Below are 16,373 nucleotides of genomic sequence, written 5' to 3' on the forward strand. Positions count from 1 at the left end.
CCATGAAAACATCAACGCAGGCGACAGCGCCTACCGTCTTGACACTGCGTGTTGAAGGCATGGACTGCGGCGGTTGTGAGCGCAAGGTTGTGTCGGCGCTAGAGCGGCTGGACGGCATTGAGGAAGTCACGGCAAGCTCCGTCACAGGATCGGTGAAGATTCACCAGCGCGATCATGGAGGCCCCTCGCAACAGACCATTGAGGGCATCCTGAACGAACTAGGCTATCAAGTGACTTCCCCTGCTGGCCAAACACGCGCATCTGGTGCTTCATCCTCTTGGTGGCAAACCGCTAAAGGGCGCTTGGTCATTATCACGGGAAATCTGCTGATCGTAGCCTTCGCGCTTCGTTTAGCATGGCCTGCGCTGGGTAATGTGCCGTTCATTCTGGCCACGCTGGTCGGCTTAATGCCCATTGCGCAGAGTGCCTGGGGCGCCCTCAAAATGCGCAACCCCTTTACCATCGAGATGCTGATGTGCATCGCTGCGGTTGGCGCATTGGCCATCAATGCTGCTGCTGAAGCTGCGATGGTCGTGTTCTTGTTCGCCGTAGGTGAGCTACTCGAAGGGGTAGCTGCGTCACGGGCGCGCCGCAGTATCTCAGCCTTGGCAAACTTAACACCCTCAACGGCGAGGCTGATGGACAACGGCCATCTGCGTGATGTCTCGGCGGAGTCACTTAAACCCGGTCAGCGTGTGCTGGTGCGGCCCGGTGATCGCGTACCCTGCGATGGACGCATCCTGGTGGGCACCTCCGACATTGACGAGTCGCCGGTAAACGGCGAGTCCATACCTCGTTCGCGAGCGCCTGGTGATGACATTTTTGCTGGCACAGTGAATCTTGATGCCGCCCTGGAGGTGGAGGTAACACGAGGCGCTGATGACAATACGATCGCACGCGTTATTCGTCTGGTTGAAGAAGCACAGGCCGCCAAGGCACCGATAGCACGCTTTATTGATCGTTTTGCGTATTACTATATGCCCGCCGTCGTCTTACTCGCCCTACTGATGGCGATAGTGCCACCGCTGGTATCGACCATGGCATGGTCGGAGTCGATTTACCGTGCGTTAGCATTGCTGTTAATCGCATGCCCCTGCGCGTTAGTCATTTCCACCCCTGCCGCCATCGCCGCCGGTCTCTCGGCGGGAGCTCGGCGCGGACTACTGATCAAAGGGGGAGCCGTTCTTGAACAGTTAGGTAAGCTTCGCTTGGTGGCATTAGATAAAACGGGCACCCTCACTGCGGGTACCCCAAGAGTCACAGATGTGGAGTCTTGGATTGCTGAGGAAGACGATAACAGCGTATTGCGGCTCGCCGCCGCAATAGAGCGGGATTCCAGTCACCCTATCGCCACGGCTATCGTTGAGCATGCCCGACAGTCGGGCATCAACCTCCCCACCGTCACCGGCGGCCGCGCTCTGGCGGGGCGCGGTGTTTCCGGCCAGGTGGAGGGTCGCGAGCTGAGCTTAATGACGCCTCGTCACCTTCACGAGAAAGTCATCCTTGAGGAAAGTCTCAGTGCTCGGATTGTCGCGTTAGAAGAAGCCGGTAAGAGCCTCGCTCTCCTCGTCGAAGGCGAGCGTTTACTGGGCTTGATCGCGGTTCGCGATGAGCCACGCGAAGATGCCATGGAAGGCCTAGCGGCGCTATCCCGTTTAGGCGTACAGGCGGTCATGCTCAGCGGTGATAATGCCCGCACCGTCGCTGCCACGGGGGGTCGCTTAGGCATTGAAGCGTACGGCGAACTAATGCCTGAAGACAAGGCAGCGTATGTTCGAGACTGGCAAGCGGCAGGCCGTGGCCCCATCGGTAAAGTAGGCGATGGCATCAACGATGCACCGGCACTCGCGGCAGCAGATGTGGGTATCGCGATGGGGGGTGGCACGGATGTGGCGTTGGAAACCGCCGATGCAGCCTTGCTCAAGAACCGCGTTACCGGCATCGCTGAGCTGATAGACCTCTCTCGTGCCACGCTGCGCAATGTGAAAACCAACGTTGTTCTCGCCCTTGGCTTAAAAGCCATTTTCCTAGTTACAACGGCGCTGGGTATTACCGGCATGTGGATTGCGGTGATGGCCGATACCGGTGCTACCGTCCTGGTGACGTTGAACGCCATGCGACTGCTGGGTTACCGCTTTTCGCCCAGTACCGCAATGACAGGCCTGTCACAAGGAAAAACAACGTCATGAGAACAGCGCCAAACGATAGCCCTTCACGTCGCTGGCCATGGTTCACATTAGCTTGCGTGATGGCTCTAGCCGATCAACTGGTCAAGGAAATTGTGCATGCCCAGATGTCGTTTGGCCAAGTCATTCCGCTAACGCCGTTTTTTAACTGGGTTTATACCGGGAACACAGGAGCCGCTTTCAGCTTTCTCGCAGAAGCAGGGGGTTGGCAGCGCTACCTCTTTCTTGGTTTAGCGTTGGTGGTGGTCGTCGTATTGGTTGTGCAGCTATGCAAACCCCTGTCGCGCTTGGAGGCCTGTGCGTACAGCCTGATTCTTGGCGGCGCGCTCGGTAATACTGTTGATCGCTTAGCGCGAGGGTACGTCGTCGACTATCTGGACATTTACTGGGGCGAATGGCATTGGCCCGCCTTTAACATGGCCGATATCGCGCTATTTGCCGGTGTATTGATGTTCGCGGTGGCGTTATGGCGTGAAAGTCCTGCTTTTAAGCGCTCTGAGTAACGCTATGGATGTGGTCGATAAAGATAAAGAATATACGCTTTTTGCTGGGCGCTCCTCACCAATAGTCGATTGCGTTGTAGCGCTCGCCGCTGGGGTGCTGACCACCTTGAGTGCCGCCCCCTTTTCCCTATGGTGGCTTGGCCCAGTGAGCGTGGCACTGGTCTATTGGAGAATAGCGTCGCTAACGCCCGCCATGGCCACCCTGCGTGGGTGGTGCTATGGGGTAGGCCTGTTCGGTTCAGGCACGTCGTGGGTCTTCGTTGCTATTCACGATTTCAGTGGCACCGGGGCCTTGGTGGCGATGCTCCTCACCACTCTTTTTGTCAGCGTCCTGGCGCTCTTCTTTGCAGTCCCCTTTGGGCTCTATCGACGCATCACGGGGCCACGGTTCGCCTTTCTTAGCTTTGCCGGTATGTGGGTGGTGAGCGAATGGCTACGCACTTGGATGCTCACCGGCTTTCCCTGGTTATTGCTGGGCACCTCTCAGATTGATTCTCCACTAGCCCCATGGGCGCCCGTTGGTGGTGTGTACTTGCTGTCACTCATGACCGCGCTGACAGGTACGTTAGGGGTAGAGGTACTGCGTCGCCGCTGGAGTTTCCTTGTCCCAATGGCCGCCTTGTGGATCGTTCCATTCCTATTGCCCGCCCAATGGACAACCCCGGCTGGCAAGCCCATCCGGGTGGCATTGCTGCAAGGGAATCTTGACCAGCGCATTAAGTGGACTGCCCAAGGGCAGCGCGAAGCGATCAGTATCTACACGACGATGACACGGGAGCAAGCAAGGGATATCGATCTCATCGTTTGGCCTGAGGCAGCCCTTCCCATGCTTGAGCAGGAAGCACAGCAAATACTTGAGCAAGTAGCGTCCGACCTGGGGCCTGACACCGCCTTGTTGACCGGCATTTTGCAACGCGACAGTGAAGGGCGCTCTTATAACAGCGTCATAGGGCTAAATGATGTGCAGGGCGAATACCAGAAGGCGCACTTGGTGCCCTTTGGCGAGTATTTGCCATTCCAAAGTCTCCTCGCTGGCACCCTTGCTTTTTTCGACTTGCCAGTACCTCGCCTGACCCCAGGGTCAGGCGAACAGGCTCCGTTACACGTGGCTGGAGCCACCATTGGCAATGCCATTTGTTACGAAATCATTTTTGCCGACCATGTCGCCCAACAGGCGCGTAATGCCGAGCTGCTATTAACGGTTTCCAACGATACGTGGTTTGGGCGCTCCATTGGCCCACACCAACATCTTCAAATGGCGCGTCTACGTGCCTTAGAAAATGGTCGTCACCTACTTCGAGCTACCAGTAATGGCGTGACGGCCATCATCGATTCACAAGGTCACGTCACAGCCCGTGCCCCACAGTTTGAACAGGCCAGTTTAACGGGCGAGGTGACCCCGATGCAGGGCCTAACTCCTTTCACACGCACCGGTAGTGGCCCCGCTTGGATACTCGCTGCGGTGCTGACACTGCTCGGGTTACAACTGAACTTATCTCGATCAAAAAACGACGCATTAGATGAAAAAGGAACCTAGCGATGCTCTTGGCAAAGAACGCAGCAATACTTAAGAGATTCCTCCCATGGCCAATGCAGATCGGCTTCATCGTGAGTGTGATGGTTTCGTTTCTGGCATGGCTCCCTGTCGCCATGGCGGCACAACCTTCCACTGCCCAGGAGACGGAATGGCCCAAGGGGCATTACCCGCTACCTGAGGAAGGCAATATTATCGGAGAGGCTGACACCTTCATCGTGAAGAATTACGAGGATACTCTGATTGATATTGCCAGACGTCACAACCTTGGCTACCAGGAGATTGTACGTGCTAACCCAGAGGTCAGTATTTGGGTGCCCGGAGTGGGTACTGAAGTAACCATTCCAGGACGCTTCATCCTGCCGAATGTCGAGCGTACTGGGGTCGTCATCAATATCGCCGAGCTGCGGCTTTACTACTACCCAGATGTCAAAACCGGTGAGACACCGCGCGTTGAGACCTATCCTATCGGCATCGGTCGCGAAGGGTTTGATACACCCCTTGGTGTGACCGAGACTACCATGAACATTAAAAACCCCGCATGGTACCCGCCTGAGTCGGTAAAACGTGAAGCGGAAGCACGCGGCGAAACCGCACCAAGCGTTGTACCGCCCGGCCCCGATAACCCGCTAGGAGACCATGCCATCATCCTAGGCTTCGATGGCTATTTGATTCACGGCACCAACCAGCCCGATGGCATTGGCATGCGCGCAAGCCGAGGTTGTATCCGCATGTTACCCAAAGACATCGAATCTATATTTGACCGCATTCCACCCGGCACCCAAGTCAACATCATCAATCAGCCGATCAAGATAGGTTGGGAAGGCGGTCAGCCGCTGATTCAAGCCTTTCCGCCGCTTGGAGAAGAAGAGCACAGTATGACCGCACTCACAGAGACCATGACACGCCTTAACCAATACAATGTCGATAACGTAAACCTCGATTACGAGCAGCTCAGCGATGTCCTGTCACTCTCTAACGGGCTTATAACCCCACTACATCCAAAGCAGGAACAGGAGCCACAGCGCCACAGCCCAGAAGAGAAGGCTATCAAGGGCATTTATGAAGACCTGGTTTTGACGTCATCTCAACGGTCATGACACGCCTTTTGGCACCCCGTTGAGCCCTGGCATATAGGTAGAGAGCCATAGCCCCGTCCAAACGGCGGGGCGACATTCGCCTACAGAGTCGCGGGGCCCTCCAAGTGACTGCGCGCTATCAGTGTCTTAGCACTCAATATCCAGAGGCAGCCAGTAGGTAACGCCACCCACTACCACCTGTATCCCGTCTGTCGTCCGCTCTACGGTCTGTTGTCGAAGCATTTTCTGCGTTAATTTTGTGTCATGGAAATACTCCATGGCAGCAACGATCCATGCCTCCCTCCAGGCCTCTCCTTGATCAGCACACCGGGCCATCGTCATCAGGGTGCGGGCTAGTGTTTCTTTTCGCCGCTTTCTTGCCCGTTTTACATCCACCCGAGGAGCCAACGTGGTGGCATGTTGGCGATTTAAGAAATTAGTAAACCCCGTGACCGAGGCTGCTTGTCCGGGCACCGCATGCAAATAGTTGTCCACATCGCCCTGTTGAGGCAGTCGCTGCCCCTCCCGGTCAGTAGCGAGTAGCAATGCGGCTGCCGCTCTTAGTGCAAGTCGTGCGGAGGTGTGGGACGTTTTGCCCGCCTCTATACGGGTTTCCAATTGCAGCCAATAGGCTTGCAGCACTTGGTCTGATAGCGAAGCGAACGGCATAGAACTGAGACACGCTTGAATACGTCTTTTCTCTGAGTCGATCCGCTTTGCTTGGTGATCCGGCTCTACCCCTTGCTCTTCATGCAACCATCGCATGGGAAGCCTCACACGCCGCAAGCCCTCCGCCCCGAAGTGATGAAGTAGCTCCGAATAGCTCGGTATCCGTGACCATGCCTGGTCGAGCTCAAGGAAGAACGAGAAGAAATGATTGATCTTGAGGGCAGCCTTATGCGGCCCAGTGATACGAATCAGCCATTCACCAAATTCCCCAAAGGCCTCACTTAACGCTTTGGTAGTGATACCGGCTTGGCCAATGGTGATGCGTTTACGGCATGTTCGCGTCCAATAGCAGGGCTCACAGGCATCACCTCGACCCGCTGGCATGGGATTACCACACGATGGGCAGGCAATTTCCCCTTGCTCATTACAGGCTTTGCACAACGCATCCCCGTTGGGTGCCACCACCAATAAACGATGTCGACGACATGCAGAACAGGTACCGTGGTCTGCTGTCGAACAGCGTGGACATAAGCGATGATCATGCCCCATACGCGCCACTCGGGTAAGACGTTGAGATGCTTTCCCACACGCCTCGCAGGGCTCTGGTTCTTTGAAATAGGGAGCGCAGGCGATACAGACAGGGCCGTAGGGAGTGACCTTGCCGATGTTGTAGTCTGAACTGGCTTTTCCACATCGTGCACACGGTTTGTCAACGTTGCACTGACGACAGACGGCGTCTGGGTCATTCTTAGGCAGACGGGCTAACTCACCACATCGTGGGCACATCCGCCGCTTAAACACACGAGCATAGCAAGTTGAACAGTAGCCGTGCCCTTTATGGCGTCGCCACAATTTGGAGACTTCTCGGCCACACTCATCGCAGTCGACCGTTTGGTGTTGATTCAAGAGGTTGGCTCCGCTTTCATTCTGCGTTTTAAACGCGCCCATGAGGCTCTAACAGCGCGTTCCGACATGGGGCGACAAGCCGGGGGAACACGGCGGCGATGCGGCCCATGAGGGTGGTGAGATAACCGTGATAGCAGCGGCAACAACACAACGGGGGGCGACCTTCGGGGATCATGAAGCGCGCTCGTTTTGACATTGCACGCGACCAGAACGCTGAACGTTTCTTCAAGGCCCATACTGAGCAAGCGTTCCAACGCTACCAATAAGGCACTACGCTCGCTGACAGCCAGCAGCTCAAACGCCAGGCCAGACACAGGCATTCGGCAATCCGTAACCGAAATGCCCAATGAAAGAAGCGCATCGGCCAGGGGTGACACAGGCCGCCGACTTGCACGCCGTATAACGCCAATAAAAAAGGCCACCATAGAAAACCAATCGGCGGGTGCGATAGAGGCCTGCCTAAACGTCACCTTATCCTGTTCTAACACACGATCAGCCATCACTTGAACACTGAACGCTTCAGGTAAAGGCGACGTGCATACCGCCTTTCTAAAATCGTTATGACACCGGCTGCATTGAGCTAAATGTTGATCTTCCGCTGTCAGGCGATGGGGCTCTATAGGGGCCTTGCATGCTGGGCACTCATCTACCAGCTGCACCCCATGAAAGCGGCACCCAGTGTGCCAAGCGAATCGCCAGTGCCGGCGCAAGTAGGGGGTTGAGTCCTCTGCCAAGCACAACGTGCATACCTGTTGTCCTCCATGGCGGGTTCGATTTCGGCTGCCGAGTGCCAACAACCAGGGCCAAGTCCGGGTTTCCGGTAACGAGTAACCGACCACTTTCTCACAATCGTCCCGCATCCCCGCTTTCTGAAACTTAGCGGAAGATATCCCCGAGGCATTCACTAATGGGCGCATTCTTGCGAGGGGTATTTCCCTATCAATGTCCCTCGTCCATATACGCCATGTTGGCCAAATAGCCCCGGTGAGCGACAAAGGATCACACCCCTGTCGCAACGCCGCCCGAACGAGCCATGATGAAAGGGACTCCTCAGGCAGCAGGGGCACACTCAGCGCCCAGGTCATTACAGCATCACTTCCCTAATGCCACGGGTGGGCCGCACCCATGATTTACTCTGAATAATTTTCTCATCGATGCACTCAGCTCCAGACAAAATAGCGGCATTTGCACACTCAATCAGCAGCCGGTGCAGGTCACCCAAATTACCGCCAGAAATCGCGTGGAGCTGGGTCGCCAATTGGGGCTCATGCAGTTGGGAAGGATGTTTGAGAGGTAATATCTTCTCAAAGCCAGCGAGCAGCTTCTGAAACTCCTGATTGAGCTCCCACTTTGGTAACGCGACCACATCAAAGCGACTCGCATGCTGTGGGTCTGAATGCAGCACACGCACAGCATCTTGCGTCCCCACACCAACGATGGGAATCATTAGCTCATTGCATAAAAGCTTAATGGCATTCATCGTTTCGCGCTGCTTAACAGCACCACCGGTTAACAGAGAGTGAAACTCATCGATGATCAGTAAGCGCGTATGGCAAGCACGCAGTTGATGAATCACCTGGTAGCGCAGCTTGGGAACAGGATCTGTAGGCCGGTAGGGAGCCCAGAAACTCTCTAGCACTGCGATATACAGACTTTTCTCATCGGCACTCGGGGGAGCCTGAGTGACAACAACAGGCTTCACGGGCTCTACGTCTTCATTCACGTAGCCTTCACCGTACTGCTTACGAAACCGTTGAACGATGGTTGTCTTTCCGTTGTTGGAGTCACCCACGAGCAAGAGGTTAGGCATACGAGGACGACTGGGCTTCTCCATCAACCCACGCATGACCTCAATGACACGATTGGCCAATGGATAGCCCAACCAGCGCGGTTGATCCATAAACTCCATTCGCTCTTTAGCGGACAGCCCCAAGACGTGACGAAGATCAGGATGAAGGTGTGTGCTCATGCTATGTCCCAGTTCACATCGATATCACCCGTTAAAAGACCGTCCCCTTGAGCGGGTGTCTCTTTAGGGGCCGCAGTTGAGGGCGCATGTAAAAGGGGATCTGCAGGCGTCACCTTCTTCTCATGCTCTTTACGTCGTTGTGCCTGACGGCGACTTCGCTTAGTACGTGCTTGCGACTCCTCCACATGGGTTCGCAGCTCACTAATAGCGCGTAGAATTTCAGTCTCATTGACCGAGTTTCTTCCTTCCTGCCGAAGGCGCGCTTTAGCTTGGGCATACTCCCAAACACTCATCGAGGGGAGGGCAAGATTGGCAAAGGGCACGCGAAAATAGTGCCCGAGCTCCGGGTCTTTGAACCAAATGACACTAATGTCGCGAGGGTCGCGCCGGAAAACAAAGGTGCGTTTCTTGTCTGGCATGTCTGGATCTTTGGCATTGATCCAAGGTCTTAGCGCTTCATCGTAATAGTTTATGCCATCGATGGTCACACCAAAGGTCTGGATCGTACGCTGAAAGCTGGGCAAAAAATCGAGCAATACAGAGAGCCTGTCAGCAGGCCTCGGCGCTAATCCCACTCCCTGCACATCCGCATTGCCAAACACACCAATTTCCCACTTTTTCATCGGCGACATACCAATCCCAGAATGAAGGCGCTGGTGGTAAACCTTGCAAATCAACGTCACCAGCCACTCTTCAAACTCGCTTTTCGTCATGGCCGCGTGCTTCTCTGGATCGTATCCCTCTTTCTCTTTAATGGAGGAGAAGGTCGTCCCAGGCAGGTTATGGATTTCCTTTAGAAGAGAGCCCAGTACCCGCTCAATGTGGCCACCATAACGAGGCTGCTTAACAGGCCGAAACTCAAGGTTGACCCCATAGGCTAGGCATGAGCGCCGAAACGTCTCAGAGCGAAAATCTGGGCCGTTATCGACATGAATCGTGGCGGGTGTGCCCCATACCGGCCACTCAGCCTCCACATTATGCAGTAGCAACCACTCATCTTTAGGAAGCATGGAGTGCGCCACACACATGCCGACAGATGTTTCAGAGGGCGGGTCAAACGACAAGTAATACCCCGTGACCATGCGAGTAAACACGTCCATGGCCAACGTAATCCATGGGCGACCAATCGGCTTGCGATACACGTCATCGACCAAAATAATATCGGCAGGCGTGTGGTCAATCTGCATAACGGCTAACGGATAGTCCGCATTGGGAAATTTTCCGGCAGCCGGCTGGAACTTGTTAATGGCTTTGTCTCTAAAACCATGGCCACGCAACCGGTCACGCTCTGGGATATCACGCAGACGAGCACGAACGGTACCAGGGCTCGGCGGGTCGATGCGCCGTTCATGGCAGCGCCGCATGACTTCCTGTACCGCTTTTTGTGCGGACGGACGCTGCAGCGTCAAATACACCTCTTTGATGACTTCCTGAATCACTGCCTCGGCATGCGCGGGAATACGCGACTTTCCCTTCTTCCACCCTGGCTTTTGAGGAATCAATGCGAGCACCGAGCCCGTCGCTTTATACCGCTTCAACCAACGGTAGATCGTAGCCGTATCAACCCCCGTTTGTTTCGCACGCTCCTCCGCTGCATCCCGCCCCACCGTATGGCGATCCACCAAGGGCTTAATGATGGAAAAGCGATGCTCGGCCTCCCGCCAATCGGCATCCCCAATCTCGGACATATCCTGCTCAGGGGATACGGACCCGCTATTGAGAGGCGCTAGTTCTTTGATGCGAAGCGGGCAACTACGCCCGGACTCAACGGCAATGCCAATGACTGTCTCAAAATCGAGCACCTGGGAAATTCGGTAAACGGTGCCATCTTTCTGAACCTGCTCACCCACCATAATCTGCAAGTGTTGGCGTGTTTGGGCGACGCCGTTATTGGGTTCAGTTGCGCTGCCACGATGGTTATTCATAATCGGGTACCCATACCTCCGATAGAGGACTGAAGGATTGGGCCATATCGCAATCTAACTGCCGAGTCGCCAGTAGATGCCATAAATGCGCAATCCCCTCTGCCCGGTAAATATCGCCCATAAAGTGCCGAGAAAGCAGGTAATCCAAGGTCGCCACCCCCATTTCCCTCACCGTGTTGAGGACTGCCTGGCTTTCGACAGAGGGAAACACCATCCGCTTGTAGCGCGCTAGGAAGGTAATGTTGTCCAAGGTCTTATCACGAATGCGGCTTTCATCATGAATGCGAAACGCCCAGCCCTCATTGTTGGCATGCCGTATCGCCGCCTTCCATTTAGGCGACCATTCACGCCAATGTGCTTGCCACTTTTCCCGTGGTTTGACCTCCACCAGGAGAGGTTTTGGGTAATCCCTGTAATGACGGTTACCGAGACGGTAATAAACCAAATAGTCAGGTGTGTAGGTGTAGCGCCTACCGGTCACGGGATGATGAAACGGGATCTCGCACGGCTGGGATATCACACCAAGGACGCTCACATCAAAGTCAGCCTTGATGAGGAAATCACGTTCGAGCGTCGACTCGAACGCAATAGACTCCTCCCCGCGAAAGGCATAGTAGCCAGACACACTTCGTCGGGTAGGGCCGATTTTACGAACGGATGTAGGCAGTGGCATGGGCAGTCGCACCAAATGTTGAATAAAACAAGACCTGTCGCATCAATTGCTATTAATTCTGTCGCACTCAATCCTGTACAGACTACCATAATAGCCCGATATTACGCCCTGAGGGTCGCACTAATTGCTGAAAATGACACTCAACATAAACATTTGAGATTCGCTAAAGTGTATATTTATTCGCTGACAATGCGAAGTTGGTTTTCTAAGTAAGGGCTAGCATTCGCCGGGAGCAGGTTTGTCGGAGTTAAAAGGACCAAGAGGTTGTTTTCTACTTAATAACACAAGTGGGCGGTTGAGACGGTAGCTAACAGTGTGGTGACCCATAAGGTGACTAAGAAAATTTGTTATAGGGCATAGACACTATTATTTACTCTGGGGGTATTCCAGTTTGTATTGGAAAGGGGTTCTCAATACTTTCGTCTGCTTGGTGACGCCTTTGCTCTTGTGTCCATAATGTCTTGAGATAATTCACCACATCTCGTATCTCGCTGGGAGCCAAAACTTCCTGATACGCTGGCATCGTTAGCCTATCGGTTTTATTCCAGGGGTCGCGCCAACCCTCGGCAATAATTCGGTAGAGCATGGCATCAGAGTGTTTCCAGGTATGGCCCTCTGGCCCATGTGGTGGAGCAGGTAACTCGCCTAGAGCATTTTGCTCTTCCCAGTTGGGCATGCCTTCGCCTTGTGTACCGTGGCAACTAGCACAGTATTGTCGGTAAACTCTTTTTCCGTCTTCCAGCTGAGGAGTATCGCTTGAAAAAGGACGGTCCTCAGCCATGGCGTGCCCCACAACCATTAGCGTCAGCCATGAGGCAGTGAAAAAACAGTGCTTACGCATCGGGATAAGTCCAGGATTGGCCTTCATCTTCACTGTGTAGAAGTTCCCCTTTCTGGTTTAAACCATAGAGAGTGTCTTTGGCGGAGAGTGTGAGTGCAACGAGCTCTGTGCCGTCACCAGCTACTTGTTGCCACTCTTGACCACCCGTTTCACTACGCCATAGTCCTTGCTGTGTAACCACATAGACTCGCTTTGGGTTGCCAAGGCTATAAGCCACATCATAGACGCTGCCAGCATCAAGTGCTCCGGTCGGTCTCCAACCGCAAAAGCAGTCCATCGATAGACGCACCGCATCGTCCGATACCCCGTAGAGCCAGCCGGTCTGCATGCTGCCTTCCATGTCAGAGTGGACGAGTCGGTTAATCTTTTGTGAAGGACCACTGTCCATTTTTTTCCAGGTGGTGCCAGCATCCTCGCTTTGGTAGATGCCGTCTTCTTCAATTACCGCATAAAGTGTTTCGTTCTGACGGCGATGTACAGCTAGCGCAGTAACCTCTCGGCTAGGTAGGTTAGCGCTAAGCTCTTGCCAGGTTTCTCCATTGTCGGTGCTACGCTGCACCCCGATTGAGGGGCCTGCGATATAGAGCGCTTGCGGATCAGTGGAGGGGACCGATACCGCGCGCAACTGGCCTTCATTCACGTCTTCGGGCAAGGGAATCGCATTCCAGGTCATGCCTTCATCGGCACGCTGGAATAGTTGGTTAGCCTCAATTTTAAACAGTCGTTTGCCTGTTACGTCATATTGCAGTGCAAGCAACCCTTCTTCAGTTGCCAAGGCCGTAATGGCGCTGCCAAAGCTGACTGCGGCCAAGCCTGTCAGTAAGAAGACACGTAAAAAACGACTCACGATCATGTGCATTTCAATATTTCCTTAAATAACGATTAGCCGATAACACCTAGGGCAGGGAAAGTACGCAATAACCAATATGACAGCTCGGATAGTTTGCCTGTGATCATTAAGCTACCCATCAGGATCATGATCAACCCAGCCGCTATATGTATGAAATGCCCCCAGCGACGCAGGAATTTCTGGTGCTTTATGAAGCGATCAAGTGAAAGGGCACTCAGCATGAAGGGCACACCCAGACCCAAAGAATAAACGCCGAGCAACGCCATGCCGCTCCAGGCGTTGGCCGTGGAAGCGCTGACGGTAAGAATGGCACCTAGAATCGGGCCAATGCAGGGGGTCCAGCCAAATGCAAACGCTAAACCAAGCAGATAAGCCGCACTGCGGCTTCCGCCGACGTCCTTCAGTCGACCCATAAACCGCCATTCTTGATGAAACCAGCGCCATGGCATGAGCCCGGTCATGAAGGCACCAAACAGTATAACGATAAGGCCACCGACTAGGTTTGCTTCTTGGCGATACACCAATAGCAGACGACCAATGGCGGTGGAGCTGGCTCCCAGCAACAAAAAAACGGTTGAAAAACCGAGCACGAACCATATCGACTGGGTTAACACCCGGAGTCGCTCTCGTCTATCCGCCTTCTGTAATTGTCCGAGCGAGCGGCCGGTCATGAAAGAAAGATAGCCAGGCACAAGTGGCAAAACACAGGGTGAAATGAACGAGATCAGGCCTGCCAGAAAGGCAGTGACCAGTCCTATATTGGCTACTTCAAGCATTACCCTTTACCCATGGCTAGGCTTGGAAATTTGATGAGGAATGCTTGATTGACTCGTTTTGATCTACTATTTGGCGAGTGGTGGACGCTGTGCCAGCATTCACTTCTGAAGCGTCTTCTACCCGAGCCTGAACATTGTTAGCGTCGCTTTGCTCGGTCGCTTCACTTTTTTTGTCTTTGCACTTCATCATGCATAGGCCTAATCCGCACATAATGAGACATGGCAATAGGCTCAATAGTATAGGCGCGATGCCCAGCAAAACCAGGTTATCCCAGCCAAAAGCAAGGCCGCCAGCCACTGCCACGCCACCCAGCAACATCAGGCCGCGTGGCCCTGTCAACAGGCCTTGTAGCCCCGATTTTTGTTTGTTCTGTTGGGTTTTGTCGTCACAACAACTCATGGTGCTACCTCATTATCTGGTTGCAATCATTTCGGCAAGAAAGTCGATCATGTCTTGAGTGTTCCACTCGGCTTCCCCCACGAGGCGCCCAATTTCTTTGCCTTGGCGGTCAAGTAGCAGCGTCGTGGGAATACCTACGGCCCCAAGATCTGCACTGGCCATCCCGGTTTTATCTATATAGGGAGCCAGATGTTCAATGCCTATCTCTTGATAAAATTCATTAACAATCTCGACCCCCTTACGGTCGATCGATAAGGCGACCACTTCAAAGTCATCGCTGCCAAGCTCAGCTTGCAGGGCATCTAAAGTGGGCATTTCCTCTCGGCAAGGCCCACACCATGTTGCCCAGATGTTGAGTAGAATCAGTTTCCCTTCAAAGTCAGCCAGTGTTAAAGGGGTACCGCCACTATCCTCGAAACTGATTTGTGCCACGTCGTTGGGGGTGGCCCAGAGAAGAAACCCTTGTGGCCCTGAGCTTTCTGACGGGGCGGCCATGGCAAGGGAGGTGGCCGTCATCAGAAATACGGCTACGAGATGTCCTGCCAGGATGGGTAGTTTCATCGCCACACTACCCCTTAGTGAGTCGCGTAAATGTCGGGGCTATCGGTCGGTTGCGAGGCTATGACATAGACCTCCAGCGGGCCGCGTTTTTCTCCCGACATGCCCGGTGAACCAAGCGGCATTCCCGGCACACTCAGCCCTATGATAGAGGGCTTTGCATCAAGCACTTGGGTCACGCTCTCAACAGGCACATGCCCTTCGAAGAGATAGTCTTCTACGACCGTGGTATGGCAGCCATGCAGTTCTTCAGGGACGTTATACTCGGCTTTCATTTCAACGAGGTCATGGGTGTCGACCGTCTCCACGTCGAAGCCGTTTTGTTCCAAATACTTGGCATATTCGGCACAACACCCGCAATTGGGATTTTTGTAGAGGGTCGCTGATATATCAGCCGCCAATCCCGATACGGGAAAAGCCAGTAAAGACGTAACGGCTAGCGCTTTCCAATGTTTCATATGTTGAGTGTCCGGTGAGATAACAGTGAGGAAGGTCTAAGCGACGCTACCCGCATAAGTGAAAAGGTTGCTTGCGTACAACGTACAAGCAACCCTATCCGAGCCGCTTTAAGCGTCATCGTTCTCATGCTGCATGTTTTCCATCATGGCGTTACATTTTTCCATCATGGACTTCATATCGCCCATCATGTCGTGCATACCACCTGCTTGCATCATATTGCTATGCATGTCATTGCCCTCCATCGGCTTCTGCTGATTCTCTTCTTGGGCAAGAAGCGAGCTAGCTCCGAAGCTACTGGCAGCAACAATGGCGGTAAACAGGATCGCAGTATTACGTTTACGCATGACACTCTCCTTTGTGTGTGAATCACTCTGCCAAACGAGCTGAGGGTAGGACGTGATGAAGGTTTTTAACCTGTGGCAGAGCAGCTTTTGTAAGATATTCTTAAAGCAGACTTCAAGGTCAAGGCCTCATTTTAAATTTCGATGTACAACCGAAAGGTTTGCCATAAGCGCCCGTTGAAGACTTGACCTTTGGGCAGCCTGGCGGTTGTAAGCTGGCTACGAGTAAACAAATGAGGGTAAGCCAATGCGAGTCTCCGAGCTGGCTCAGACGGGAGGGGTAACGGCAGAAACGGTACGTCACTATACAAGGGAAGGGTTGTTGCAACCGCACCGCGACCCGCGCAACGGTTATCAACTCTACGATATAGAGTCCTTGGGGCGCCTACGTTTTATCGACTGCCTGCGTTCGCTGGGCGTTAGTCTTCCAGAGATCAAACAAATATTATCTTGGGCGGATCAAGGCACCGTAGAGTTTAATGAACCAGTACCACTCGCCACTCAAAGGCGACGTCTTCACTTGCGGACCCAAGAACTCCAGGTGATAGCGCGATGGTTAGATAACATGAACCAAGACAAGATGACTGAAAGCTTCAGGCTGAAGGAACTAATCGAATCGCTTGGGACAGGTAAATTAGTTTTCGAGGCTAATGATTCGCGAAGTAATCATTAGTGATGCTGCGAAGTCATGGCACTGTGCGTAT

At 53.8% G+C, this 16,373-nt stretch carries 16 protein-coding genes; 5 read left to right on the forward strand and 11 right to left on the reverse strand.

The genetic code is table 11. The features are described 5' to 3' along the window. Positions 1–2: 2 nt before the first annotated feature. From SR894_RS20130 to SR894_RS20145, 4 genes are read left to right on the forward strand one after another with little or no spacing between them, the layout of a single operon-like run. Positions 3–2,189 (forward strand): heavy metal translocating P-type ATPase, encoded by a 2,187-nt coding sequence (locus tag SR894_RS20130; RefSeq protein ID WP_027965783.1) that lies wholly within the window; start codon positions 3–5, stop codon positions 2,187–2,189. Further along, complete coding sequence (gene lspA / locus SR894_RS20135) at positions 2,186–2,689, forward strand: signal peptidase II (protein WP_016916426.1); 504 nt, start codon at positions 2,186–2,188, stop codon at positions 2,687–2,689. The genes SR894_RS20130 and lspA overlap by 4 nt, the downstream gene beginning before the upstream one ends. Before the next feature lie 4 nt (positions 2,690–2,693). Further along, positions 2,694–4,226: an apolipoprotein N-acyltransferase gene (gene lnt, locus SR894_RS20140; protein WP_016916425.1), complete on the forward strand. Its 1,533-nt coding sequence runs from the start codon at positions 2,694–2,696 to the stop codon at positions 4,224–4,226. A gap of 53 nt (positions 4,227–4,279) precedes the next feature. Continuing rightward, a complete protein-coding gene (locus SR894_RS20145) occupies positions 4,280–5,323 on the forward strand; it encodes a L,D-transpeptidase family protein (protein ID WP_016916424.1) in 1,044 nt (347 codons plus the stop codon). A 126-nt stretch (positions 5,324–5,449) separates the two neighbouring features. Here SR894_RS20145 and SR894_RS20150 read toward each other — a convergent pair whose 3' ends face one another. The 11 genes from SR894_RS20150 to SR894_RS20195 all read right to left on the reverse strand — a co-directional run bounded on the left by SR894_RS20150 (position 5,450) and on the right by SR894_RS20195 (position 15,672). Further along, positions 5,450–6,355 (reverse strand): hypothetical protein, encoded by a 906-nt coding sequence (locus SR894_RS20150; RefSeq protein WP_016916423.1) that lies wholly within the window; start codon positions 6,353–6,355, stop codon positions 5,450–5,452. 518 nt (positions 6,356–6,873) lie between these two features. Then, positions 6,874–7,962: a TniQ family protein gene (locus tag SR894_RS23000; protein ID WP_081139052.1), complete on the reverse strand. Its 1,089-nt coding sequence runs from the start codon at positions 7,960–7,962 to the stop codon at positions 6,874–6,876. Next, a complete protein-coding gene (locus tag SR894_RS20155) occupies positions 7,962–8,846 on the reverse strand; it encodes a TniB family NTP-binding protein (RefSeq protein WP_022521282.1) in 885 nt (294 codons plus the stop codon). Before SR894_RS20155 ends, SR894_RS23000 begins: the two co-directional genes overlap by 1 nt. Then, on the reverse strand, positions 8,843–10,771 hold the full coding sequence (locus SR894_RS20160) for a Mu transposase C-terminal domain-containing protein (RefSeq protein WP_016916422.1): 1,929 nt from the start codon (positions 10,769–10,771) through the stop codon (positions 8,843–8,845). The genes SR894_RS20155 and SR894_RS20160 overlap by 4 nt, the downstream gene beginning before the upstream one ends. Further along, positions 10,764–11,444 (reverse strand): heteromeric transposase endonuclease subunit TnsA, encoded by a 681-nt coding sequence (locus SR894_RS20165; RefSeq protein ID WP_022521280.1) that lies wholly within the window; start codon positions 11,442–11,444, stop codon positions 10,764–10,766. The genes SR894_RS20160 and SR894_RS20165 overlap by 8 nt, the downstream gene beginning before the upstream one ends. 370 nt (positions 11,445–11,814) lie before the next feature. Further along, a complete protein-coding gene (locus SR894_RS20170; RefSeq protein ID WP_231125686.1) occupies positions 11,815–12,225 on the reverse strand; it encodes a c-type cytochrome in 411 nt (136 codons plus the stop codon). A 52-nt stretch (positions 12,226–12,277) separates the two neighbouring features. Then, positions 12,278–13,144, reverse strand: a complete 867-nt coding sequence (locus SR894_RS20175) for a WD40/YVTN/BNR-like repeat-containing protein (RefSeq protein ID WP_008958473.1) — start codon at positions 13,142–13,144, stop codon at positions 12,278–12,280. A 23-nt stretch (positions 13,145–13,167) separates the two neighbouring features. Beyond that, on the reverse strand, positions 13,168–13,911 hold the full coding sequence (locus tag SR894_RS20180; protein WP_044630813.1) for a cytochrome c biogenesis CcdA family protein: 744 nt from the start codon (positions 13,909–13,911) through the stop codon (positions 13,168–13,170). Between the two features lie 412 nt (positions 13,912–14,323). Then, positions 14,324–14,872 (reverse strand): TlpA family protein disulfide reductase, encoded by a 549-nt coding sequence (locus tag SR894_RS20185; RefSeq protein WP_044630815.1) that lies wholly within the window; start codon positions 14,870–14,872, stop codon positions 14,324–14,326. A 14-nt stretch (positions 14,873–14,886) separates the two neighbouring features. Further along, the gene (locus SR894_RS20190; RefSeq protein WP_082051507.1) at positions 14,887–15,327 is read right to left on the reverse strand and encodes a DUF411 domain-containing protein; all 441 of its coding nucleotides are present in this window, start codon (positions 15,325–15,327) and stop codon (positions 14,887–14,889) included. 108 nt (positions 15,328–15,435) lie between these two features. Then, the gene (locus tag SR894_RS20195; protein ID WP_044630872.1) at positions 15,436–15,672 is read right to left on the reverse strand and encodes a hypothetical protein; all 237 of its coding nucleotides are present in this window, start codon (positions 15,670–15,672) and stop codon (positions 15,436–15,438) included. A 244-nt stretch (positions 15,673–15,916) separates the two neighbouring features. Between SR894_RS20195 and SR894_RS20200 the strand changes: the two genes are divergently transcribed. Beyond that, complete coding sequence (locus tag SR894_RS20200; protein WP_044630842.1) at positions 15,917–16,342, forward strand: MerR family transcriptional regulator; 426 nt, start codon at positions 15,917–15,919, stop codon at positions 16,340–16,342. Positions 16,343–16,373 lie beyond the last annotated feature (31 nt).

Source organism: Vreelandella neptunia, assembly GCF_034479615.1.
GTDB classification, from domain to species: domain Bacteria; phylum Pseudomonadota; class Gammaproteobacteria; order Pseudomonadales; family Halomonadaceae; genus Vreelandella; species Vreelandella neptunia.